General features: G+C 52.7%; 20 protein-coding genes and 1 pseudogene. 14 read left to right on the plus strand and 7 right to left on the minus strand.

Annotated elements, in window-relative coordinates; all coding sequences use genetic code 11:
- Nucleotides 1-13 precede the first annotated feature (13 nt).
- The gene (gene mscM, locus KHQ24_RS13985; protein WP_053810856.1) at nucleotides 14-3343 is read left to right on the plus strand and encodes a miniconductance mechanosensitive channel MscM; all 3330 of its coding nucleotides are present in this window, start codon (nucleotides 14-16) and stop codon (nucleotides 3341-3343) included.
- A gap of 37 nt (nucleotides 3344-3380) precedes the next feature.
- On the opposite strand, the pseudogene KHQ24_RS13990 reads toward mscM, so the two are convergent.
- Nucleotides 3381-3587: pseudogene (locus KHQ24_RS13990) on the minus strand (glutamate/gamma-aminobutyrate family transporter YjeM); the annotation flags it as partial.
- A gap of 149 nt (nucleotides 3588-3736) precedes the next feature.
- Nucleotides 3737-4714 (minus strand): elongation factor P--(R)-beta-lysine ligase, encoded by a 978-nt coding sequence (epmA, locus tag KHQ24_RS13995; RefSeq protein WP_004206428.1) that lies wholly within the window; start codon nucleotides 4712-4714, stop codon nucleotides 3737-3739.
- Between the two features lie 274 nt (nucleotides 4715-4988).
- Between epmA and frdA the strand changes: the two genes are divergently transcribed.
- The 5 genes from frdA (at nucleotide 4989) to KHQ24_RS14020 (ending at nucleotide 8929) form a co-directional block, all read left to right on the plus strand.
- A complete protein-coding gene (gene frdA / locus KHQ24_RS14000; protein WP_017900930.1) occupies nucleotides 4989-6779 on the plus strand; it encodes a fumarate reductase (quinol) flavoprotein subunit in 1791 nt (596 codons plus the stop codon).
- Nucleotides 6772-7506, plus strand: coding sequence for a fumarate reductase iron-sulfur protein (frdB, locus tag KHQ24_RS14005; protein ID WP_004177729.1), 735 nt, complete (start codon nucleotides 6772-6774; stop codon nucleotides 7504-7506). The genes frdA and frdB overlap by 8 nt, the downstream gene beginning before the upstream one ends.
- Nucleotides 7507-7516: 10 nt before the next feature.
- Nucleotides 7517-7912 (plus strand): fumarate reductase subunit FrdC, encoded by a 396-nt coding sequence (gene frdC / locus KHQ24_RS14010; protein WP_002885530.1) that lies wholly within the window; start codon nucleotides 7517-7519, stop codon nucleotides 7910-7912.
- A 10-nt stretch (nucleotides 7913-7922) separates the two neighbouring features.
- Nucleotides 7923-8282, plus strand: coding sequence for a fumarate reductase subunit FrdD (gene frdD, locus KHQ24_RS14015; protein WP_002885526.1), 360 nt, complete (start codon nucleotides 7923-7925; stop codon nucleotides 8280-8282).
- A 113-nt stretch (nucleotides 8283-8395) separates the two neighbouring features.
- Complete coding sequence (locus KHQ24_RS14020) at nucleotides 8396-8929, plus strand: lipocalin family protein (RefSeq protein WP_004206426.1); 534 nt, start codon at nucleotides 8396-8398, stop codon at nucleotides 8927-8929.
- Here the strand turns inward: KHQ24_RS14020 and sugE are convergent.
- From sugE to efp, 4 genes are all read right to left on the minus strand, one after another.
- Nucleotides 8926-9243 (minus strand): quaternary ammonium compound efflux SMR transporter SugE, encoded by a 318-nt coding sequence (gene sugE / locus KHQ24_RS14025; protein WP_004206425.1) that lies wholly within the window; start codon nucleotides 9241-9243, stop codon nucleotides 8926-8928. The genes KHQ24_RS14020 and sugE overlap by 4 nt on opposite strands.
- Before the next feature lie 143 nt (nucleotides 9244-9386).
- Entirely contained in the window at nucleotides 9387-9533 is a 147-nt protein-coding gene (gene ecnB / locus KHQ24_RS14030) for a lipoprotein toxin entericidin B (RefSeq protein ID WP_004206423.1), read from the minus strand.
- A 157-nt stretch (nucleotides 9534-9690) separates the two neighbouring features.
- Entirely contained in the window at nucleotides 9691-9822 is a 132-nt protein-coding gene (locus tag KHQ24_RS14035) for an entericidin A/B family lipoprotein (protein ID WP_004206422.1), read from the minus strand.
- Nucleotides 9823-9895: 73 nt separating this feature from the next.
- Complete coding sequence (gene efp, locus KHQ24_RS14040) at nucleotides 9896-10462, minus strand: elongation factor P (RefSeq protein WP_004206421.1); 567 nt, start codon at nucleotides 10460-10462, stop codon at nucleotides 9896-9898.
- Between the two features lie 41 nt (nucleotides 10463-10503).
- Between efp and epmB the strand changes: the two genes are divergently transcribed.
- Nucleotides 10504-11532: an EF-P beta-lysylation protein EpmB gene (gene epmB / locus KHQ24_RS14045; RefSeq protein ID WP_004206420.1), complete on the plus strand. Its 1029-nt coding sequence runs from the start codon at nucleotides 10504-10506 to the stop codon at nucleotides 11530-11532.
- A gap of 129 nt (nucleotides 11533-11661) precedes the next feature.
- Here epmB and KHQ24_RS14050 read toward each other — a convergent pair whose 3' ends face one another.
- Nucleotides 11662-12306, minus strand: coding sequence for a winged helix-turn-helix domain-containing protein (locus KHQ24_RS14050; protein ID WP_044525214.1), 645 nt, complete (start codon nucleotides 12304-12306; stop codon nucleotides 11662-11664).
- A gap of 476 nt (nucleotides 12307-12782) precedes the next feature.
- Here KHQ24_RS14050 and KHQ24_RS14055 point away from each other — a divergent pair, with 476 nt between their 5' ends.
- From KHQ24_RS14055 to KHQ24_RS14085, 7 genes are all read left to right on the plus strand, one after another.
- Complete coding sequence (locus tag KHQ24_RS14055; protein WP_004206418.1) at nucleotides 12783-13343, plus strand: fimbrial protein; 561 nt, start codon at nucleotides 12783-12785, stop codon at nucleotides 13341-13343.
- Nucleotides 13344-13401: 58 nt separating this feature from the next.
- The gene (locus KHQ24_RS14060; protein WP_004206417.1) at nucleotides 13402-14088 is read left to right on the plus strand and encodes a molecular chaperone; all 687 of its coding nucleotides are present in this window, start codon (nucleotides 13402-13404) and stop codon (nucleotides 14086-14088) included.
- Nucleotides 14089-14123: 35 nt separating this feature from the next.
- Nucleotides 14124-16667 (plus strand): fimbria/pilus outer membrane usher protein, encoded by a 2544-nt coding sequence (locus KHQ24_RS14065; protein WP_023291699.1) that lies wholly within the window; start codon nucleotides 14124-14126, stop codon nucleotides 16665-16667.
- A gap of 22 nt (nucleotides 16668-16689) precedes the next feature.
- Nucleotides 16690-17706, plus strand: coding sequence for a fimbrial protein (locus KHQ24_RS14070; RefSeq protein WP_080841772.1), 1017 nt, complete (start codon nucleotides 16690-16692; stop codon nucleotides 17704-17706).
- 333 nt (nucleotides 17707-18039) lie between these two features.
- Nucleotides 18040-18390 (plus strand): hypothetical protein, encoded by a 351-nt coding sequence (locus KHQ24_RS14075; protein ID WP_043519271.1) that lies wholly within the window; start codon nucleotides 18040-18042, stop codon nucleotides 18388-18390.
- A 102-nt stretch (nucleotides 18391-18492) separates the two neighbouring features.
- A complete protein-coding gene (locus KHQ24_RS14080; protein ID WP_211777327.1) occupies nucleotides 18493-19779 on the plus strand; it encodes an HlyD family secretion protein in 1287 nt (428 codons plus the stop codon).
- Nucleotides 19772-21895 (plus strand): peptidase domain-containing ABC transporter, encoded by a 2124-nt coding sequence (locus tag KHQ24_RS14085; protein WP_080841771.1) that lies wholly within the window; start codon nucleotides 19772-19774, stop codon nucleotides 21893-21895. Before KHQ24_RS14080 ends, KHQ24_RS14085 begins: the two co-directional genes overlap by 8 nt.
- Nucleotides 21896-21899: the final 4 nt, after the last annotated feature.

A 21899-nucleotide genomic window follows, 5' to 3' on the forward strand; every position in this document is an offset into this window, starting at 1 on the left:
AAAGGGTTATGCCGTGCGCCTGATATACACTTTCCTGTTGGCCTTGAGCCTCAGTTTCGGGGCGTACGCTGCGACAGCCCCGGATGCTAAACAGATAACCCAGGAACTGGAACAGGCGAAGGCGGCAAAGCCCGCCCAGCCTGAAACCGTTGAAGTTCTGCAGTCCGCCCTGAACGCGCTTGAGGAGCGAAAATCGTCTCTCGAGCGCGCCCGTCAGTATCAGGACGTTATCGACAATTTCCCCAAACTGTTTCAAAGCCTGCGCGCCCAGCTCAACAATCTGAGCGAAGAGCCGCGCCAGGTGCCAGTCGGCCTGACCGCCGATGCGCTGAACCAGGAGATCCTCCAGGTCAGCAGCCAGCTGCTGGAGTCAAGCCGTCAGGCGCAACAGGAGCAGGATCGCGCGCGTGAAATCGCCGACTCCCTGAACCAGCTGCCGCAGCAGCAAACCGACGCCCGGCGTCAGCTCAATGAGGTTGAGCGCCGCATCGGCACGCAAACCGGCAACAATGCTCTCGCCCAGGCGCAAAATCTTGCCCTGCAGGCGGAATCGGCGCGCCTGAAGGCGCTGGTGGATGAACTCGACCTCGCCCAGCTCTCCGCCAATAACCGCCAGGAGCTGTCGCGCGCCCGTTCTGAACTGGCGCAAAAGCAGAGCGAGCAGCTGGATGCCTATCTGCAGGCGCTGCGTAATCTGCAGAACAACCAGCGCCAGCGTGAGGCGGAAAAAGCACTGGAGAGTACCGAACTGCTGGCGGAGAACAGTGAAAACCTGCCGCCGGACATAACCGCCCAGTTTAAAGTCAACCGCGAACTCTCCCAGGCGCTGAACCAGCAGGCGCAGCGTATGGATCTGGTGGCGTCCCAGCAGCGGCAGGCGACGAATCAAACGCTGCAGGTGCGCCAGGCGTTAAACACCCTGCGCGAGCAGTCGCAGTGGCTGGGCTCCTCTAATCTGCTGGGCGAAGCCCTGCGCGCCCAGGTGGCGCGGCTGCCGGAGCGCCCTCGCCCGCAGCAGCTGGATACGGAGATGGCGCAGCTGCGCGTGCAGCGTCTGCGCTTTGAGGATTTACTCAGTAAGCAGCCGCAGCTGCGGCAGATCCGCCAGGCCGACGGCGAACCGCTGACCAGCGAGCAGAACAAGATCCTGCAGGCGCAGCTGCGCACGCAGAACGAGCTGTTGAACTCGCTGCTGCGCGGCGGCGATACCCTGATGCTGGAGCTCACTAAGCTGAAGGTCGCCAACGGCCAGCTGGAAGACGCGCTGAAGGAGATCAACGAAGCCACCCACCGCTATCTGTTCTGGACTTCGGACGTCAGCCCCATCGGCTTCTCCTGGCCGCTGGAAATCGTCCAGGATCTGCGGCGCCTGATCTCCCTGGATACCATCAGCGAACTGGGTAAAGCCAGCGCGATGATGCTCACCAGCAAAGAGACCCTGCTACCGCTGTTTGCCGCCCTGCTGCTGGTTGGCTTCAGCATCAGCTCGCGGCGCCATTTCACCCGCTTCCTTGAGCGCTCCAGCGCTCGGGTGGGGAAAGTCACCCAGGATCACTTCTGGCTGACGCTGCGTACGGTCTTCTGGTCGATACTGGTGGCTTCGCCGCTGCCGGTGCTATGGATGACGCTCGGCTATGGTCTGCAGTCCGCCTGGCCATTCCCGCTGGCGGTGGCGATTGGCGATGGGGTCACCGCGACGGTGCCTCTGTTGTGGGTGGTGATGATCTGCGCCACCTTCGCCCGGCCAAACGGACTGTTTATCGCCCACTTCGGCTGGCCGCGTAGCCGAGTGGCGAAAGCGATGCGCTACTACCTGATGAGCATCGGGCTGATTGTGCCGCTGATTATGGCGCTGATCATGTTCGATAATCTTAACGACCGCGAGTTCTCCGCTTCGCTGGGCCGCCTGTGCTTCCTGCTGATCTGCGGCGCGCTGGCGGTGGTCACTCTGAGTCTTAAGCACGCCGGTATCCCGCTCTATCTGGATAAAGAGGGGAATGGCGACAATATGGTGAACCGCCTGCTGTGGAACCTGATGCTTGGCGCGCCGCTGGTGGCCATGCTGGCGGCGGCCGTCGGTTATCTCGCCACCGCCCAGGCGCTGCTGGCGCGTCTGGAAACTTCCGTCGCCATCTGGTTCCTGCTGCTGGTGGTCTATCACATCATCCGCCGCTGGATGCTGATCCAGCGCCGCCGGCTGGCCTTCGACCGGGCCCGCCATCGTCGCGCGGAAATTCTCGCCCAGCGCGCCCGCGGCGAAGATGAGCCTGTTCACGTCAGCAGCCCGGAAGGGTCGGTGGAGACGGAGGTCAGCGAGGTCGATCTCGATGCCATCAGTACCCAGTCGCTGCGCCTTGTGCGTTCCCTGCTGATGCTGATCGCGCTGCTGTCGGTCATCGTGCTGTGGTCGGAAATTCACTCGGCGTTTGGCTTCCTTGAGAATATCTCGCTGTGGGACGTTACCTCAACGGTACAAGGAGTGGAAAGCCTCGAGCCCATCACCCTTGGCGCGGTGCTGATTGCCATTCTGGTGCTGATCATCACCACTCAGCTGGTGCGCAACCTGCCGGCGCTGCTGGAGCTGGCGATCCTCCAGCACCTCGATTTAACGCCCGGCACCGGCTACGCCATCACCACCATCACCAAGTATCTGCTGATGCTGGTCGGTGGACTGGTGGGCTTCTCGATGATCGGCATTGAGTGGTCGAAGCTGCAGTGGCTGGTCGCCGCGCTGGGTGTGGGTCTCGGGTTTGGCCTGCAGGAGATCTTCGCTAACTTTATCTCCGGCCTGATTATTCTGTTTGAGAAACCGATCCGCATCGGCGATACGGTCACCATCCGCGATCTGACGGGCAGCGTCACCCGCATCAATACCCGCGCCACCACCATCAGCGACTGGGACCGGAAAGAGATTATCGTGCCGAACAAGGCGTTCATCACCGAGCAGTTTATCAACTGGTCGCTATCGGACTCGGTCACCCGCGTGGTGCTGACGGTGCCGGCTCCGGTGGACGCCGATACCGAAGAGGTCACGAAAATTCTCATCGCCGCGGCGCATCGCTGCTCGCTGGTCATCGATACCCCGGCGCCGGAGGCGTTTCTCGTCGACCTGCAGCAGGGGATCCAGATTTTCGAGCTGCGTATTTTTGCCGCCGAGATGGGGCACCGCATGCCGCTGCGCCATGAGATGCATCAGCTGATCCTGGCGGGCTTCCGCGAGCATGGCATTGATATGCCGTTCCCTCCGTTCCAGATGCGTCTGGAAAGTATTGACGGCAGGCAAAGCAGTAAAACCATGACCTCGGCCGGAAAAACCAGCCGACGTACGGCTGGCAGCCTTTAAGCCATAGCCTGCCCGGCGGCACTGCCGGGCAGGTTCTTTAACTCTCCATCACCAGCGCGCCGGACGCCAGGCGCCGACGGTAGCTTTCGTAAATTCCCCACGCCAGCAGCGAGAAGAAGATCGGCCCGCCGACCATCCACAGCGTGCTGCTCCAGTCCCCGCTGTCGATGACCGGCTGAATGATGGTGAAGATATTGGCGAAGGTCACCATCAGCAACACCACGCCGGTCGCCAACAGCGTCGCCTGGCCTCATAAAACGAGCGCGGATAGTAGCAAAAGCACCGAAGGAGATTGTGGATATTCGGGCGAAAGCCGGGATAGCATGAGGGAGGGGGGATCAGGGCAGACCTGTCACCTCCCCCGCCCACAGGCGGCAGGAGGTGACAGCGCCATCAGGCGCGGTCGACCGTAAAGGCGATCACCTCACCGATGCTTTCAGCGCCCAGCGCCAGCATCACCACGCGATCAACGCCCAGTGCCACGCCGGAGCAGTCCGGCAGCCCCGCCTCCAGCGCCGCCAGCAGGTTGTTATCGATGGGCTGCTGCGGGAGACCGCGCGCGGCACGCTTGCGATTGTCCTGCTCAAAGCGCAGGCGCTGCTCATGGGCGTCGGTCAGCTCGTGGAAACCATTCGCCAGCTCAATTCCTTTGTAATAGACCTCGAAGCGCTCAGCGACCCGATGATCTTCCGGGCTGATCTGCGCTAAAGAGGCCTGAGTCGCCGGGAAATGATAAATGAACGTCGGCCGATCTTTGCCGATGTGCGGCTCCACGCCCATGGTGAACAGCAGTTGCAGCAGCGTGTCGCGATCTTCTTCAGTATCGGCGATATTGCTCAGATCCAGCTTCGCCGCGACTTCGCGCAGCTGCGCTTTATCGGCAGAGAGCGGGTCAATATCCAGATGACGCTGGAACGCCTGCTGATAGGAGAGGCTTTCCGCCGGCTGGCACTCCAGCACCTGCTGCAGCAGATCGTCCACCTCGTTGATCAGACGATACATGTCATAGCACGGACGATACCACTCCAGCATGGTGAATTCCGGATTGTGATGCCGCCCCATCTCTTCATTACGGAAGCTGCGGCACAGCTGGAAAACCGGGCCGCAGCCCGCCGCCAGCAGGCGCTTCATATGGTATTCCGGACTGGTCATCAGGTACAGATTGAGTCCCTGTGAGTGGCCCGGGCCGACGAAACGGGTTTCAAACGGGAACAAATGGATATCCGTTACCGTCGCCTGACTCATGCAAGGCGTCTCCACCTCCAGCACGCCGCGATCGGTAAAGAACCGGCGGATTTCCGCCATCACCGCCGCGCGTTTCAACAGATTGGGAATGGGTGCGCTCGGCTGCCAGGTTGCCGTCTCGCTCATGGTACTTTCTCCGATTGCAAACAAGGGCACGAAGTCTACTCGCAACCGGCGAGTGAAACAAATTTTGTGCAATCCCCGGCAGATTACATGCCATTAATCTATCGTTAACCTAAATGCATAAATATCACTGATAAATAACCGCACATATCGATAAAAAAATCGAACACGTCAATTTTCCATACTGACCCTACGGCTATACTCCTGTACCTATAAAGGAGCAGTGATACTTTTTCGCCAGCCCGGCGGCGAAATACACTAAAACTGGAGGAATGTCGTGCACACTTTTCAAGCCGATCTCGCCGTAATTGGCGCCGGCGGGGCAGGCCTTCGCGCCGCTATCGCCGCCGCCCAGGCCAACCCCAATGCCAAAATCGCCCTGATTTCTAAAGTCTATCCGATGCGCAGCCATACGGTCGCTGCAGAAGGGGGGTCCGCAGCCGTTGCCCAGGATCACGATAGCTTTGAGTACCATTTTCACGACACCGTCGCCGGAGGCGACTGGCTGTGCGAGCAGGATGTCGTCGACTATTTCGTTCACCACTGCCCGACGGAAATGACCCAACTGGAACAGTGGGGATGCCCGTGGAGCCGCCGCCCTGACGGCAGCGTTAACGTCCGGCGCTTCGGTGGCATGAAGATCGAACGTACCTGGTTTGCCGCCGATAAAACCGGCTTCCACATGCTGCATACCCTCTTCCAGACCTCCCTTCAGTTTCCCCAAATTCAACGCTTTGATGAACATTTCGTCCTTGATCTGCTGGTCGATGACGGCCAGGCCCGCGGCCTGGTGGCGATGAATATGATGGAAGGCACGCTGGTGCAGATCCGCGCCAACGCGGTGGTGCTGGCCACCGGCGGCGCCGGACGCGTCTATCGCTACAACACCAACGGCGGCATCGTTACCGGTGACGGGATGGGTATGGCGCTGGGCCACGGCGTGCCGCTGCGCGATATGGAGTTCGTTCAGTATCACCCGACCGGTCTGCCGGGTTCCGGGATCCTGATGACCGAAGGCTGCCGCGGTGAAGGCGGGATTCTGGTCAACAAAAACGGCTATCGCTATCTGCAGGATTACGGCATGGGCCCGGAAACCCCGCTCGGCGAACCGAAGAACAAATATATGGAGCTGGGCCCGCGCGACAAAGTGTCCCAGGCCTTCTGGCACGAATGGCGGAAAGGGAACACCATTCCCACGCCGCGCGGCGACGTGGTCTACCTCGATCTGCGCCACCTCGGCGAGAAAAAGCTGCTGGAGCGCCTGCCGTTTATCTGTGAGCTGGCGAAAGCCTACGTCGGCGTCGACCCGGTGAAAGAACCGATTCCGGTACGCCCGACCGCGCACTACACCATGGGCGGCATCGAAACCGATCAACAGTGCGAAACCCGCATCAAAGGGCTGTTTGCCGTGGGCGAATGCTCGTCCGTTGGTCTGCACGGCGCCAACCGCCTGGGCTCCAACTCGCTGGCCGAGCTGGTGGTCTTCGGCCGCCTGGCCGGGGAACAGGCCATGCGGCGCGCCGCACAAGCGGGCGAAATGAACGGCTCCGCCCTCGATGCGCAAGCTGCCGATGTGGAGCGTCGTCTGAAAGATCTCGTCAACCAGGAGGGTAACGAAAACTGGGCGAAAATCCGCGACGAAATGGGGCTCTCGATGGAGGAAGGCTGCGGCATCTACCGGACGCCAGAGCTGATGCAGAAAACTATCGACAAGCTGGCTGAGCTGCAGGAGCGCTTTAAGCGCGTGCGCATTACCGACAACTCCAGCGTATTCAACACCGATCTGCTTTACACCATTGAGCTGGGACACGGTTTAAACGTTGCCGAATGTATGGCGCACTCGGCCATCGCCCGTAAAGAATCGCGCGGTGCGCACCAGCGTCTGGATGAAGGCTGTACCGAACGCGACGACGTCAACTTCCTCAAACATACGCTCGCCTTCCGCGAGGCTGATGGCACCACCCGCCTGGAATATGGCGATGTGAAGATCACCACGCTGCCGCCGGCGAAACGTGTTTATGGCGCTGAGGCGGAAGCGGCTGAGAAGAAGGAGACCACCCATGGCTGAGATGAAAAACCTGAAAGTCGAAGTGGTGCGTTACAACCCGGAGGTCGACACGGCACCGCACAGCGCGTTCTATGACGTGCCTTACGATGAGCAGACCTCGCTGCTGGACGCGCTGGGCTACATTAAAGACAACCTGGCGCCCGACCTGAGCTACCGCTGGTCCTGCCGGATGGCGATCTGCGGCTCCTGCGGCATGATGGTCAATAAGGTACCGAAGCTGGCCTGTAAAACCTTCCTGCGGGATTACACCAAAGGCATCAAGGTTGAAGCGCTGGCCAACTTCCCGATCGAGCGCGATCTGGTGGTGGATATGACCCACTTTATCGAAAGTCTGGAGGCCATTAAGCCGTACATCATCGGCAATAACCGCACCCCGGACCAGGGACCAAACAAGCAGACGCCGGCCCAGATGGCCAAATACCATCAGTTCTCCGGCTGTATCAACTGCGGACTGTGCTATGCCGCCTGTCCGCAGTTCGGCCTGAATCCGGAGTTTATCGGCCCGGCGGCGATCACCCTCGCCCACCGCTATAACGAAGACAGCCGCGACCACGGCAAAAAGGAACGCATGGCGCAGCTTAACGGCCAGAACGGCGTCTGGACCTGTACTTTCGTGGGCTACTGCTCGGAAGTGTGTCCGAAGCACGTCGACCCGGCGGCCGCGATCCAGCAGGGCAAGGTGGAAAGTTCGAAAGACTTTCTTATCGCCACCCTGAAACCACGCTAAGGAGTGCATTATGACGACGAAACGCAAACCCTACGTGCGGCCGATGACCTCCACCTGGTGGAAAAAGCTGCCGTTTTATCGCTTCTACATGGTGCGGGAAGGCACGGCGGTACCGACGGTCTGGTTTAGCATTGTGCTGATTTACGGGCTGTTTGCCCTCAAGCACGGCGCCGAAAGCTGGGCGGGATATATCGGATTCCTGCAAAATCCAGTGGTGGTGATCCTCAATCTGATCACCCTGGCGGCGGCGCTGCTGCACACCAAAACCTGGTTCGAGCTGGCGCCGAAAGCCGCCAACGTCATCATCAAAGGCGAAAAAATGGGGCCAGAGCCGGTGATTAAAGGTCTCTGGGTGGTGACGGCGGTGGTCACCGTGGTGATCCTGTTTGTCGCCCTGTTCTGGTAAGGAGGCTGAGATGATTAATCCCAATCCGAAACGTTCCGATGAACCCGTTTTCTGGGGGCTGTTTGGCGCTGGCGGCATGTGGGGCGCGATTGTCGCGCCGGTGATGGTGCTGCTGGTGGGCATTTTGCTGCCGCTGGGGCTCGCCCCCGCCGACGCCTTCAGCTATGAGCGCGTGCTGGCCTTTGCCCAAAGCTTTATCGGCCGCGCGTTCATCTTTCTGATGATTGTCCTGCCGCTGTGGTGTGGGCTGCATCGTATTCACCACGCCATGCACGACCTGAAAATCCATGTGCCAAACGGCAAATGGGTCTTCTACGGTCTGGCGGCGATCCTCAGCGTCATTACTCTGGTTGGCGTACTGTTTATCTGATCCTGCAAGAGCCCGGCAGCAATTCTGCTACCGGGCTCGCTTCATAGAAAAATCTTGCCGCCTTTGCCCTGCCGGACTCTACACTTAGCTTAAAAGCCAGCAAGGAGCATACCATGCGTATCCTGCCGATAATCACCGCGGTCGCCGTCTCGTTCCTGTCTGTCGCCTGCAGCACCCCTGCCCCGCCGCCAGGCGTCACCGTGGTCACCCCCTTCGACGTTCAGCGCTATCTGGGTACCTGGTACGAAATCGCCCGCTTCGACCATCCTTTTGAAAGCGGGCTTGAAAAGGTCACGATCGCCTGGCAGCCGCGCGATGACGGCGGTCTGGACGTGGTCAATAAAGGCTATAACCCCGACCGCGGCATGTGGCAGAAAACGGACGGGGTGGCGTATTTTACCGGCGAACCCAGCCGCGCCGCGCTGAAGATCTCCTTCTTCGGCCCCTTCTATGGCAGCTATAACGTCATTGCGCTGGATAAGGAGTATCGGTACGCGCTGGTCTGCGGCCCCGACCGCGACTATCTCTGGCTACTGGCGCGAGCCCCCACCATCGCCCCGGAAGTCAGGCAGCAGATGCTGGATATTGCCACCCGGCAGGGTTTTGATATCAGCAAACTGGTCTGGGTCAATCAGCGCTACAACTAGTGCGCGCTGATCTTCAGGCCAATGATGCCGACCACGATGCAGACAAGACTGGCGATACGCATAGCGCTGGCGGATTCACCTAACAGTACGATACCGGTCACAGCGGCGCCCACGGCGCCGATCCCCGTCCAGACGGCGTAAGCGGTACCCACCGGCAGGGTTTTCATCGCCCATGAAAGCAGCGCCATGCTGACGACCATCGCGACGATGGTGATGACGCTGGGAACCAGGCGGCTAAAGCCATGGGTATATTTCAGGCCGACGGCCCACACCACTTCCAGCAGGCCAGCGATAAATAAGACTATCCAGGACATAAGGCTCCTTTGCTGGGGCCGTCCCCGGATGAGAAACGCTTACGGGTCGTCCCGTAAGGTGGATGAAAAGTCGTAGTGAGTATATCCAACAGAATGGGGGAAGTGAAGAACGGTACGGCGCAAAACCGTACCGTCGAAGGCTGTTATTGCTGAGCTTTGGTTGCTGCGCCAGAGATTGCGCTGCCGCCCTCTGAAATATCCTGACCCACACCGCGCGTGGTGTTACAAGCGGTCAGTGCTGAAGAGAGGACCAAAACCGTAAAGAACGCTGCAATCGTTTTTTTCACCATAATGTCATCCTTAGTGTCAGTTTTGTTTTCATGCCCTATAAGCATAGACAAACCGTCCACAGATGAAGGGATCTTTGCGTTTTTTAAGAGAAAAGGAGTATTCGTGAAGGAAGCAGGCGCACCGGAAGGCGAGCGCGGCAGGCGAAACGGAAGGAAGTCAGCTTACAGCGCGAGAGATGGCGTGGCCCAGGCCCTGAATATCTTCACCGAAACCGCGGGCGGTATTGCAGCCAGACAGCAGTGCGCTGCTCAGAAACAGTAACGCCAGGAGTTTTACGCTGCGCTTCATGTGTCGTGCTCGTCGTGCCAGTACAGAAAGAGCGGCGCAGCACAGAGGCTGCGCCAGTCATCATGACGTGAAATTACTTCACGCGGGATACGTATTCGCCAGAGCGAGTATCCACTTTGATCACTTCGCCAATCTGGACGAACAGCGGCACTTTAACCACAGCGCCAGTAGACAGGGTCGCTGGTTTACCACCGGTACCCGCGGTGTCGCCTTTCAGACCTGGGTCGGTTTCAACGATTTCCAGCTCAACGAAGTTCGGCGGGGTGACCGCGATCGGCTGGCCGTTCCACAGGGTCACGATGCACTCAGCCTGATCCAGCAGCCATTTGGCATTGTCACCGATCGCTTTCGCGTCAGCAGACAGCTGTTCGAAGGTTTCGTTGTTCATGAAGTGCCAGAACTCACCGTCGTTATACAGGTAAGTCAGGTTCATATCGACAACGTCCGCGCCTTCTGCAGAATCAGTAGATTTGAAGGTTTTCTCAACGCGGGTGCCGGTCAGCAGACGGCGCAGCTTAACGCGCGCAAACGCCTGACCTTTACCTGGTTTAACGAATTCGCTGGCTTCTACCGCATAAGGTTCGCCATCTAACATGATTTTAAGACCAGCACGAAAATCGTTGCTATAGTAAGTCGCCATAAGGCCCTCTGAAATTGTTTAACTGGTAGCTAAGCCACAAAATGGCGCATATTGTAACCCTAAATACCCCATCCAGAGAAGATTGGATAACGCAACTTGCCAATGTTGTGACCAGTCCTGATGAACTGCTGCGTCTTTTAAATGTAGACGCTGATGAAAAACTGCTGGCCGGACATGAGGCCAGACGCCTGTTCCCGCTGCGAGTCCCGCGCGCGTTTATTGCCCGAATGGAGAAAGGCAACCCTGACGATCCGCTGCTTCGTCAGGTACTTACCGCCGAAGAGGAGTTTATCGTCGCCCCCGGCTACTCCACCGATCCGCTGGAAGAACAGCACAGCGTCGTGCCCGGCCTGTTGCACAAATATCGCAACCGGGCCCTGCTGTTGGTGAAAGGCGGTTGCGCGGTCAATTGCCGTTACTGCTTCCGCCGCCACTTCCCTTATGCCGAAAATCAGGGCACCAGGCGCAACTGGCAGACGGCAATGAACTATATCGCTGAGCATCCGCAGCTTGATGAAATCATCTTCTCCGGCGGCGACCCGTTGATGGCGAAGGACCATGAGCTTGACTGGCTAATGACCCAGCTGGAAGCCATTCCGCACGTTAAGCGTCTGCGTATTCACAGCCGCTTGCCGATCGTGATCCCGGCGCGCATCACCGAGATGCTGGCCAGCCGCTTCCACCGTTCGTCGCTGCAGGTGATCCTGGTTAACCACGTCAACCACGCTAATGAAATTGACGGCGAGTTTCGCGCGGCGATGGCCATGCTGCGTCAGGCGGGCGTCACGCTGCTTAACCAGAGCGTGCTGCTGCGCGGGGTGAACGATAACGCGCAAACCCTGGCCGATCTCAGCAATGCGCTGTTCAATGCCGGGGTAATGCCCTACTACCTGCACGTGCTGGACCGGGTACAAGGGGCGGCACACTTTATGGTCAGCGATGATGAAGCCCGTGAAATCATGCGTGAACTGTTGACCCTCATCTCCGGCTATATGGTGCCGAAGCTGGCGCGAGAGATCGGCGGCGAACCCAGCAAGACGCCGCTGGATTTAGGACTGAAGCAGCGTTAGCTCCCCTCCCTTGTCTGCCAGGTCGTGCTGGCAGACATCTTAATATGAATACACAGCCAGGTTGGGACTAACATACTCGGCAATCCACTTTACCGTTACCTTCTCGATATAAACCCCAGCGGCGGCGTATTATCGATGTAACACGATCAGTACGATAACATTGATAACTATCATCACGACAATCAGCGCGATTAACCAGGTGGGAACTTTAAAGGTTATATGTAATCGTTCCGATACTTTCTCTGCCACCTTCACGCTATTTTCCCGCCTATCATTCTCCTGGATTGCTAAATTCACTGGTAGTGGAAGACTTAATTTATGGTCAATTTTCCCCGTATCATTGAAAATGACATCAGCAGTTTTACTACTGTGAAAATGCGTTAATCTTTCCCGATTCATATTCTCGCACTCTTCATCCGAGAGCGGGATAACTAAAGTATCCGGGGCGACGCTAAAGCCTTTTTGTCTGACGGTGATAATGATATCCTCAGATAGTCCGGCTTTGAGCAGCGATTTTCTCAACAAAGAGATATTTTGATAAAATGTATTTTGCGAAACTACCACTCCCCGTGTTTCCCATACAGCCGCCAGAAATTCATCCCGAGAAATCACTTTGCCGCAATTCTGCAATAGCAGCAGCAAGCATCTGGCGGTAGGCGCATTGAGGCTGATGCTCTCCCCATTCCCGGCAAGCGGTCGCAGCTCATTCATATTGGCATTAAATATAATTTCCTGATTAATTATACAGCCATTAAATAATGCAATATCATCCATATCCTTGCCCCACGCAACCCTATTATCCATAACAAAAATAAATAATCCCAGCCAAACCATGGCGTGAACATTATCGCTTCAGACAGAAGCGGGGTCAGTTCACATTGAACTTCAGCTTTGAGGATACCGCATAAAAAATGACAAGCGATAGTTATCTTGTTTAAAAGCCACATTTTCAGATTAAATTTATCTCAACCTAACTCAATATCTCATTAGAAAAGGTCATTATTAAATTCACGTGTGCTTCATCAAGAATTCACAAGCATTTTTTGCACCAGACTTTTAAATTACCCCCGCTTCTCCATGGTTCGCTATGGCAAGTGATATTGTAGCGTCGTTCACAGGAGGGTAGGTTTCAGCACTATATAAGGAATGCTGGCGCTTATTTTCAATATCAATAGGAATGCATATTCCATTCCCATGATAACTGTTATCGATTCTACACAGGACTAAGTATCTATATATGGATTAATTAAATGAAAAAGACAATCGTAGCTGTAATGGTCGCTGCTTCTGCAGTTCTGAGTGCTCAGGTAATGGCAACCAACACCGCTCAGGTAACTGTACTGGGTGAAGTCTCTGATGCAGCTAACTCTTGCGTCGTGACTCCGACGGGTACCCTGAACAACGGTATCGTTCAGCTGATGACCGTGACCACTACCGAAGCGAATGCTGAAGCGGCTGGTGCTCTGTTTAAAACTCAGGACTTCGGTTTTGACGTGAAAGACTGCGCACAGGGTAGCGCCACTCCGGTTACTGCTGTAACCGTCAATGTGACCGGTGCCTCCAGCAACGCTAACATCCTGGACAACACCGCACCTGGCGGCGCTACCGGCATTGGTATCGGTATCCAGCGCGTACGTGATGCACACCGCGTAGGTTTCGACGGTTCTGACCTCATGACCGAAAGCTACACTGCAGCTGGCGGCACTCAGCTGAAGTACACCACTGGTTATGTGAAAGTGAACTCCGCGACTCCGGTTACCGAAGGTCCGGTTAAAGGTGTTGCGACCTTTACTATCGATTATACCCTCTAATTTTTCCCCGAAGGGCTCCGCTTCACGGCGGGCCCTTTTTCGCATTCAGAGAAAAACCATGTTCAGGAACTTATTAAATATCACCGCATCCTGTGCATTACTCCTCAGTAGTATTGCCCATGCTGGTATTGTGATTGAGTCCACCCGCTACCTCTATAAAGAAGGTGCGCGTGAAATCACCGCGCAAATCGAAAATAAAGATGACATCCCTTATCTGATTAAATCCTGGGTTGAAGCGCCGGCAGGGAAAACGCCCTCTTTTATGGCTACACCTCCGTTATTCCGCCTTGAGGGTAAGCAGCAGAATACCGTGCGTCTATTTTCTACCGGAAACGTCAATGCCCCGAACGACCGGGAATCCATATACTATTTTAACGTGATGGCCATCCCGCCGGCGGACGATGAGAAAGCCAACGCCAATACTATTCAACTGGCGGTCCGCCACCGCATGCGTCTGGTCTATCGTCCAAAAGCACTTTTCGACCTTTCTCCAAACATTGAAGCCAAAAAACTCGAATGGCGGAAATCAGGCACAAAACTGACGATTAAAAATCCAACACCGTTTTTCTTCTATTTCCATAGTGTTCAGATTGGTAGCAAAGAAGTGAAGCCGGAAGTCAACTCGGTCGCTCCAATGACGACCAAAGAAGTGACATTAAAAGAAAATATCAATGCCTCCAGCGTCAACTGGAAAGTAGTTAATGATTATGGCGGAGCAGGATCGCTCTATTCCTCATCGCTGTAATAAGAATTTTATTTTATCATTATAGGGATGTGTCTATGCCAAATAAGAATAATGGATTATTCAAACTATCCGCGGTCTTCCTCGCAATGCTTCCGGCATTGCTTTCTGGTTTGAATAATAAAGCGCAAGCACGTGACTTTTTCGATCCCTCATTCATTAGCTCATTGAATGGTAGCGATCCATCAACCACTCCCGACTTATCTATTTTCCAGACGCAGAACGCACAGGCGCCAGGGGATTATCGGGTAGATATCATGTTTAATGGTCGCTATCTGGATACCAGGACAATGAAGTTTGTTGCGAATAGCCGTGCCACTGGGAATAATCGAGAGCCCGCCCTGGTGCCCTGTTTGAGCCTGAAAACATTGGCAGAGTATGGCGTACGGGTTAAAGCCTTTCCCGAACTGGTCGAGGATAAAAACGGCTGCGCCAATCTTTCAGTCATCCCGGATACCAAAGCGGATTTTGACTTTACCGTCCAGCGCTTGAATATATCCATTCCGCAGGCGGCACTATCTACCACCGCGCAGGGATATATTCCACCGGATCAGTTTGATGACGGCATCAACGCCCTGCTGGTGAACTATCAGTTCAGCGGCTCAAACGACATGCAGGCCAATGACGAATACTACAGCCTGAACCTGCAGTCTGGCCTCAACGTTGGCCCATGGCGTATCCGTAACCTCAGCACCTGGAATAAAAACAACGGCGATGCGGGTGATTGGGACTCAGCCTATCTCTACATGCAGCGCAGCATTCGTCCCATCAACAGTAACCTGGTGATGGGTGAGAGCTCGTCACTCTCAGGCATCTTTGACAGTGTACCGTTTACCGGTATTCAACTGGCCACCGATACATCAATGTTGCCCGAAAGTATGCGCGGCTATGCGCCGATTATCCGTGGTATCGCCAAAACCAACGCCCGTGTCTTCATTAAACAAAACGGCTACCAGGTATACCAGACCTACGTGGCGCCTGGCGCGTTTGAAATCACCGATATGTACCCGAGCGGCGGTAGCGGCGACCTTTACGTCACCGTGGAAGAGTCCGACGGTTCTAAGCAGGAGTTCGTCGTACCGTTCGCTACGCTGCCGGTGATGGTCCGTGAAGATCAGCTGGAATATGAAATTACGTCTGGTAAATATCGTCCTTACGACGGCGGGGTCGATGAAACGCCCTTTACGCAAGCTACCGCGACCTACGGTGTCTCCAGCAGCCTGACGCTTTATGGCGGGGTGCAGGCCGCATCGCGCTATCAGGCCCTGTCAACAGGCCTCGGCTATAACCTCGGCGAGCTTGGCGCCGCCTCGGCAGACGTCACCCAGGCCTGGTCAAAAATGAAAGACGACGAAAAGACCTCTGGGCAGTCATGGCGTGTCCGTTACGGGAAAAATATTATCGAAACCGGTACAAACGTGACTATCGCTGGCTACCGCTATTCCACCCGCGGATTTAATACCCTCTCTGAAGTGTTAGATAGCTATTCTAATGATGGCAAGTATACTCCTCGCTCGCTGCGCAACCGCACCAATCTGACGCTGAATCAAAGCCTGGGTAAAGGCCTCGGCAGTCTGTCTATCAGTGGATTGATTGAAGATTACTGGGACGATAAGCGCACCAACAAGTCGATCAGCGTGGGGTACAACGGTGGCTTCCGCAATGTAAACTATTACCTCGGGTACAGCTATAACCGCTATACCTGGAGCGGGAATAACTCCGGGAAAGACGCCCAGGACGATCAGCGTATCTCGCTGACCGTCACGCTGCCGCTGAGCAACTGGCTACCGGGCACCTATACCAGTTATCAGTTAACCAACAGTAATCCGGGGTCTACCGATCAGTCGGTCTCCATCGGTGGTAACGCGCTGGATAACGACAGCCTGGAGTGGAGCCTGCAGCAAGGATACAGCAACCGGGAATACTACAGCGGCGATATGCGCGCAACCTATAACGGTGCTCGCGGCAGCGTCAATGCCGGTTACAGCTACGATCGCGGTAGCGAGCGTATAGACTATGGCGCCAACGGCAGCATTGTCGCTCATGCCGATGGGGTCACGCTTGGTCAGGACATCACCGATGCCGCCGTACTGGTTAAGGCCCCAGGTTTGGATAACGTCAAGCTGGCCAACGATAACACCATCACCACCGACTATCGTGGTTACGCCATCGTACCTTATGTCACGCCTTATCGTCGCACCGATATCACCCTCGATAGTACTTCGCTTGGCGAAGATATGGAGCTTCCGGAAACCACGCAGAGCGTCGTTCCGACACGCGGCGCCATCGTGCGGGCCAATTATGCCGGTAATATCGGCCAGCGCGCATTTGTCCATCTGAAAACGGCCAGCGGCCAGGACGTACCTTATGGTGCGATGGTGTTACTCGCCGGGAGCAGCCAGGCACAGCCAGGCATCGTCAGCGACGCCGGGATGGTCTATATGTCCGGCCTGCAGCAAACCGGAATACTTAACGTGCAATGGGGCAAAAGCGCGGCGCAGCAGTGCAATGCTTCCTTTACTTTACCGGCCAGGGAAGGCAAAGCGGCTGGCATCAGTCAAATCGAAACAATTTGTCGCTAATATTGACCAAGGACAATAAAGAATGAGAAAAACACTGATTTTTCTATCTATATTATTATGTTGTTGTGAAGCAGCTGCCAAATGCGATTATGATGGTTCCGATGGGCAAGCAGTATTTAACTTAAGTCCTAAAATCGCAACGGATCCAACAATACCCGTTGGTACAGTTTTGTATACCAAAAAAGTTGGTACCGGACACTATAAAACCTTTGAATGCAGCAAGATAATGGGTGATCAGTATATCATTACCTCATCCGCACCCGAGGTCTCTGGTGTCACGGGTATAATGGGAAAACCGGTCTATGAAACGGGGATTGATGGTATTGGTTTTCAGTTTTCAGATATTCTGGACAGCAAGCATGGTTCAATTAAACCCGCAGTGGCACAATCTACGATTGTGCCAATTTTAAAGTCGAATGATGACTACAGATTTATGACAGTATGGTTAATAAAAACAAAACCTGTCATTGATACATCCGGCGTCAGTACCAATCCGGTATTTAAATTCTCAGCGGGTAACTTAAGCACCAACCCCAGGGCGTCAGATCGTCTGTTAATGACTGCGTCTCTGAAATTCAAGAGTATTTCTTATAAGGCGACCTCCTGTGATATTTCTGTGTCTGGACCGAGCCAAATCACCTTAAATACAATTGAAAAAAATACATTAATGTCAATCCCTCGGGGTGGCACAACCCCATCACAGAAAACTATCACAATGGACGTTTCATGCCCAGCGGGTTCAATTGGTAATAAACTTTACTATTGGTTTAACCCAGTTAGTGGCACCAGTCCTGCGGGGAATGGCATCATCGATAATCTGCTAACAGGAGGCGGAGCAGCAAGCAACGTTGGCATTATCTTCAAAAAAGACAATAGTCCCGTTATATTTTATGACGCAGAGACCTACAGTATTGCCAGCGCTCAAGCATCGCAAAAAATTAACTTTACCGCCGATTATTACCGAATGAGCGACAACAGCGCTGAAGTCTCGGCCGGGCATGTAAAAGCGATGCTTGAGGTGGTTATTCAGGAAGAATAAAGGAAATTACAATCGCATAAAAGGTGGATAATGATATCCACCTTTTTTATTCCCTTGTGAATAACCAAATGCACTGTAATATGTAAATGTGTAAAAATAAGGCGACATCATCGGGAGCACATCAATAATAACAGAGTGATTTCACATTCTAAAATGAATTGCTAAGTCGTGAAGCTAAAAGTATTGAGAATTAATCGAGCATAAATTTTAAATTTCATCAGAAATTCACATTAAGTTGAGTTGATTCATACTACAGCAACGACTATCTTCTCTGCGGACCAACTTCCGGTCTGGAATGAACATATAATTTTAATTTTAGTTAAAGGACTAATCATGCATCAATTAACTGTATTTGAAATGGAAGAGATTTCTGGCGGCGCGCTGACTGATACTCTTACCGATATTATGACCTGGGCTGCTAAAGAAGTAGGCGCCATCGCTCTGGGCGCCTCTCTGGGGGCGATTTTTGGTACAGGTTACGCTGGACGTTGGGGCGGCGTAAGCGGCGGTATCTTTGGTATCGGCTCGATTGGCCAGGGTGTAGGAATGATTGCCGGGGTTATTCTCGGTGGCGTCTGCTTTGGTATTGCTGCGGGTATCGTTGGCTGGGATATGACGCTGCATTATGCAACAGGTGTAATGGATGCCGTTTATGATGGCACATTAAACTTCTGGAGCAATTAATTTACGCCTCAGCTGTTTGCTCAACGTTTTGTTGACATTCTTTACTAAGTAAATAGGGCCTGAAATATCGGGCCTTTTCATTTCATTATGTAAGTGATAATTATGTTAAGAAAAATCTATCGCAAGGAAGCGATCGAATACAAAAAGCATCACTGGAAAGGAAAGGCGTTGCTGCTAGCAGGGCTTCCGGCATGGCTTATTGCATTACTTTCTTTTGCCTTTTTAGCCATTCTAATAACCACCACAATATTTTGTACCTTTACCCAACGCATTGATGTTCGCGGGGAAGTTATTACTTTACCTCATTCTGTCAATGTTTATGCGCCACAGCAAGGGTTTGTTATTTCCCAATATGCAAAAGTCGGTGACCTTGTCGCCAAAGGACAGTCTTTATATGAAATTGACATCTCCCGAAATACAACAACAGGCAACGTCAGTACGGCGCAAATAGAAGTCATTAATGAAAAGATTGCGAACGCTGAAGATATCATCACCAAACTTTCTCATAATAAAGAAGAAACCCGATTATCTTTAGATAAACAGCTAAAAACCATCAATGATTCGTTAAAAGAAACTAACCGCATGCTGGTTAATGCGCAGACTGGTTTAAAGAAAATGCATGATAATCTTTCCAGTTACGATAAATATCTTCGTGATGGCCTTATCACTAAAGATCAGTATAACTATCAGCATTCATTATACTTTCAACAACAGAGCACCTATCAGTCTTTGGTCAGTCAGAAAATGCAACTGGAATCCCAGGTAACCCAGTTAAATAGCGATAAAATCACAAAAACGGCAGATTTTGACAACCAAATATCATCTCAGGATAACCAGATTAATGATTACAAAAACCAGTTGGTTGAATCAAATGCCAATGGTAATGTCATTATTAAAGCAACCACAGAAGGACGCATTGAATCGCTGGCTGTAACAAAAGGACAAATGGTCGACAAAGGCAGCAGTTTAGCACAAATCAAACCCACTGGTGATATAGAATATTATCTTATTTTATGGTTACCTAATAATAGCATACCTTATGTCAAACCGGGTGATGTCATTAACATCCGCTATGATGCTTTCCCATCCGATAAATTTGGGCAATTCCCGGGGAAAATACTTTCAATATCTTCGGTCCCGACATCCCGACAGGAACTGTCTGAATACACTAATGTTAATAATGGAACGAACCAGCAGGAACTGGCACTCTATAAAACCATTGTCAAAATTGAAAACAAAACCTTTAATTACAATGGTAAAACGCTTTCGCTTTCGAATGGACTGAAGGCTCAAGCCGTTGTATTTCTCGAAGAGCGCCCACTTTATATGTGGATGTTTACCCCTGTGTATAAGATAACTCAAAGCATTACTGGGCCAATCCATGACTAACGAATTGTTCAAAACCATTGTTGCAAAACTAAATTTTTCTCTGGTTAACAAAACGCCTGTTATTCTACAGTCAGAATCATCGGAATGTGGAGTTGCCTGTCTGGCGATGGTCTGTGGTTATTATGGGTTAAATATCGATTTATTTAATTTTCGTCAACGATTCGGTAGCCCCTCACAGGGCTCCTCACTGCTGTCTCTAAGCAAAACAGCCGAGCAGGCTGGTTTAAAAAACCGTGCGCTAGCGCTCGACCTCGATGAAATAAAACAGCTTAAGCTTCCCTGCATCATCCACTGGGGAATGAACCACTATGTAGTCCTTACAAAAGTAAAGAAAAACAGATTTGTGATTCACGATCCCGCGCTGGGTAAACGAATCATTGGCATCAGTGAGATGTCAAATAATTTTACCGGCGTTGCGCTTGAACTCTGGCCTGACCATAACTTCCAACAAGAGGAGGCGAAATCCCGTTTACGACTCCTGGATTTAATGCATAAAATTGTTGGTTTAAAATCGGCGCTGATTAAGATCTTTGCTTTCTCTGTTGTGGTAGAAGCGATTGGCCTCCTGTTGCCTATTGGTACACAGTTAGTAACTGACCATGTCATTATGGCGCACGATGAAAGTTTACTCTCTGTTATTTGTATTGGTTTAATATTTTTTACGCTATTCCGCACGTTTATTAGCATGCTCCGAGCATGGACGTCGTTAACGTTGAATACATTGACAAACATTCAATGGAAAACAACGCTATTCGATCACTTGGCAAGTTTGCCATTATCTTTTTTCGAGAAAAGACACTTAGGTGATATCCAGTCTCGTTTCTCGTCTCTGGATACCATTCGTTCAATTTTTACCAACAGTATCGTCACTGGCATCATCGATTCGATAATGACGATCGGTTTGTTAGTCATGCTGACATTATATGGCGGCTGGTTAGTCTGGGTCGTCATTGGCTTTACCGTCTGCTATGCGATTATGCGCTTCGCTACCTATAGTTTTTATCGGCGCGTAACGGAAGAGCAGGTCGTTAAAGGGGCGCGTGCTAACTCTCACTTTATGGAATCACTTTATGGCATTTCCACGATCAAAGCATTAAATTTAAAAGAACGTCGCTCGCAGCATTGGCTGAATCTTAACGTTGATGCCAGTAACGCAGGTATTAAGCAAACTCGCTTTGATATGATGTTTGGTGGGATTAATACCTTTATCACCTCTATCGATCAGGTGGTGGTACTGTGGTTGGGTGCCATTATGGTAATTGATAATGAGATGACGCTCGGTATGTTTATGGCATTTAATGCTTATCGAGGCCAGTTTTCTCAACGTGCATCGAATCTCATTGATTTGGTGATGCAGCTTCGTATGCTCTCGCTTCATAATGAACGTCTATCTGAAATCGCCTTTAGCGAACCGGAAAAAGAACTTCCATCCCGACGTGTGTTTACAGCAAACACCGGCGTGAAACTTGAAGTCAGGAACCTGAGTTATCAATACGATCCTTTTTCACAACCCATTTTTACCAATCTGAATATAACGGTTGCCCCAGGCGAGTCTGTCGCGCTAATTGGCCCATCTGGCGTTGGTAAAACCACGCTGTTGAAAGTCATGTGCGGTTTGCTTTCACCTGACTCCGGCGAAATACTGGCGGATAATCTGGAGATTCAAAAAATTGGTTTAAATAACTATCGTCTCGGTATCGCCTGCGTACTTCAGGAGGATCGTCTCTTTTCAGGTTCACTTATCGATAATATCAGTGGTTTTGATGATAACCCCGATTTGGAATTCGTAATGGAATGTGCCAAACATTGCAACATCCATGATGAAATCATGAAGATGGCGATGGGATACGAAACCATTGTCGGCGAACTGGGGCTGGGCATTTCCGGCGGTCAAAAGCAGCGTATCCTGATCGCTCGTGCTTTGTACCGTAAACCGAGTATTCTGTTTATGGATGAGGCAACTAGTCACCTGGATCTCAGAAATGAGTCGGTCATCAATCAGTCGATTTCAGCGTTAAGTATCACCCGAATTATTGTCGCGCACCGGCCATCAACCATTGCATCAGCCGATCGCGTTATTGACCTCTCACAATCGAAGTCGATGGCTACCGCTTAATAAA

The sequence above is a fragment of the Klebsiella sp. 54 genome, from assembly GCF_018223875.1.
GTDB lineage: Bacteria > Pseudomonadota > Gammaproteobacteria > Enterobacterales > Enterobacteriaceae > Klebsiella > Klebsiella quasipneumoniae.

Coding starts and splice junctions, on each gene's coding strand:
- epmA (WP_004206428.1), bottom strand. CDS start 4,714: ATGAGCGAGACGGCAACCTGGCAGCCGAGCGCACCCATTCCCAATCTG.
- frdB (WP_004177729.1), top strand. CDS start 6,772: ATGGCTGAGATGAAAAACCTGAAAGTCGAAGTGGTGCGTTACAACCCG.
- frdC (WP_002885530.1), top strand. CDS start 7,517: ATGACGACGAAACGCAAACCCTACGTGCGGCCGATGACCTCCACCTGG.
- frdD (WP_002885526.1), top strand. CDS start 7,923: ATGATTAATCCCAATCCGAAACGTTCCGATGAACCCGTTTTCTGGGGG.
- KHQ24_RS14020 (WP_004206426.1), top strand. CDS start 8,396: ATGCGTATCCTGCCGATAATCACCGCGGTCGCCGTCTCGTTCCTGTCT.
- sugE (WP_004206425.1), bottom strand. CDS start 9,243: ATGTCCTGGATAGTCTTATTTATCGCTGGCCTGCTGGAAGTGGTGTGG.
- ecnB (WP_004206423.1), bottom strand. CDS start 9,533: ATGGTGAAAAAAACGATTGCAGCGTTCTTTACGGTTTTGGTCCTCTCT.
- KHQ24_RS14035 (WP_004206422.1), bottom strand. CDS start 9,822: ATGAAGCGCAGCGTAAAACTCCTGGCGTTACTGTTTCTGAGCAGCGCA.
- efp (WP_004206421.1), bottom strand. CDS start 10,462: ATGGCGACTTACTATAGCAACGATTTTCGTGCTGGTCTTAAAATCATG.
- epmB (WP_004206420.1), top strand. CDS start 10,504: ATGGCGCATATTGTAACCCTAAATACCCCATCCAGAGAAGATTGGATA.
- KHQ24_RS14050 (WP_044525214.1), bottom strand. CDS start 12,306: ATGGATGATATTGCATTATTTAATGGCTGTATAATTAATCAGGAAATT.
- KHQ24_RS14055 (WP_004206418.1), top strand. CDS start 12,783: ATGAAAAAGACAATCGTAGCTGTAATGGTCGCTGCTTCTGCAGTTCTG.
- KHQ24_RS14060 (WP_004206417.1), top strand. CDS start 13,402: ATGTTCAGGAACTTATTAAATATCACCGCATCCTGTGCATTACTCCTC.
- KHQ24_RS14065 (WP_023291699.1), top strand. CDS start 14,124: ATGCCAAATAAGAATAATGGATTATTCAAACTATCCGCGGTCTTCCTC.
- KHQ24_RS14070 (WP_080841772.1), top strand. CDS start 16,690: ATGAGAAAAACACTGATTTTTCTATCTATATTATTATGTTGTTGTGAA.
- KHQ24_RS14075 (WP_043519271.1), top strand. CDS start 18,040: ATGCATCAATTAACTGTATTTGAAATGGAAGAGATTTCTGGCGGCGCG.
- KHQ24_RS14080 (WP_211777327.1), top strand. CDS start 18,493: ATGTTAAGAAAAATCTATCGCAAGGAAGCGATCGAATACAAAAAGCAT.
- KHQ24_RS14085 (WP_080841771.1), top strand. CDS start 19,772: ATGACTAACGAATTGTTCAAAACCATTGTTGCAAAACTAAATTTTTCT.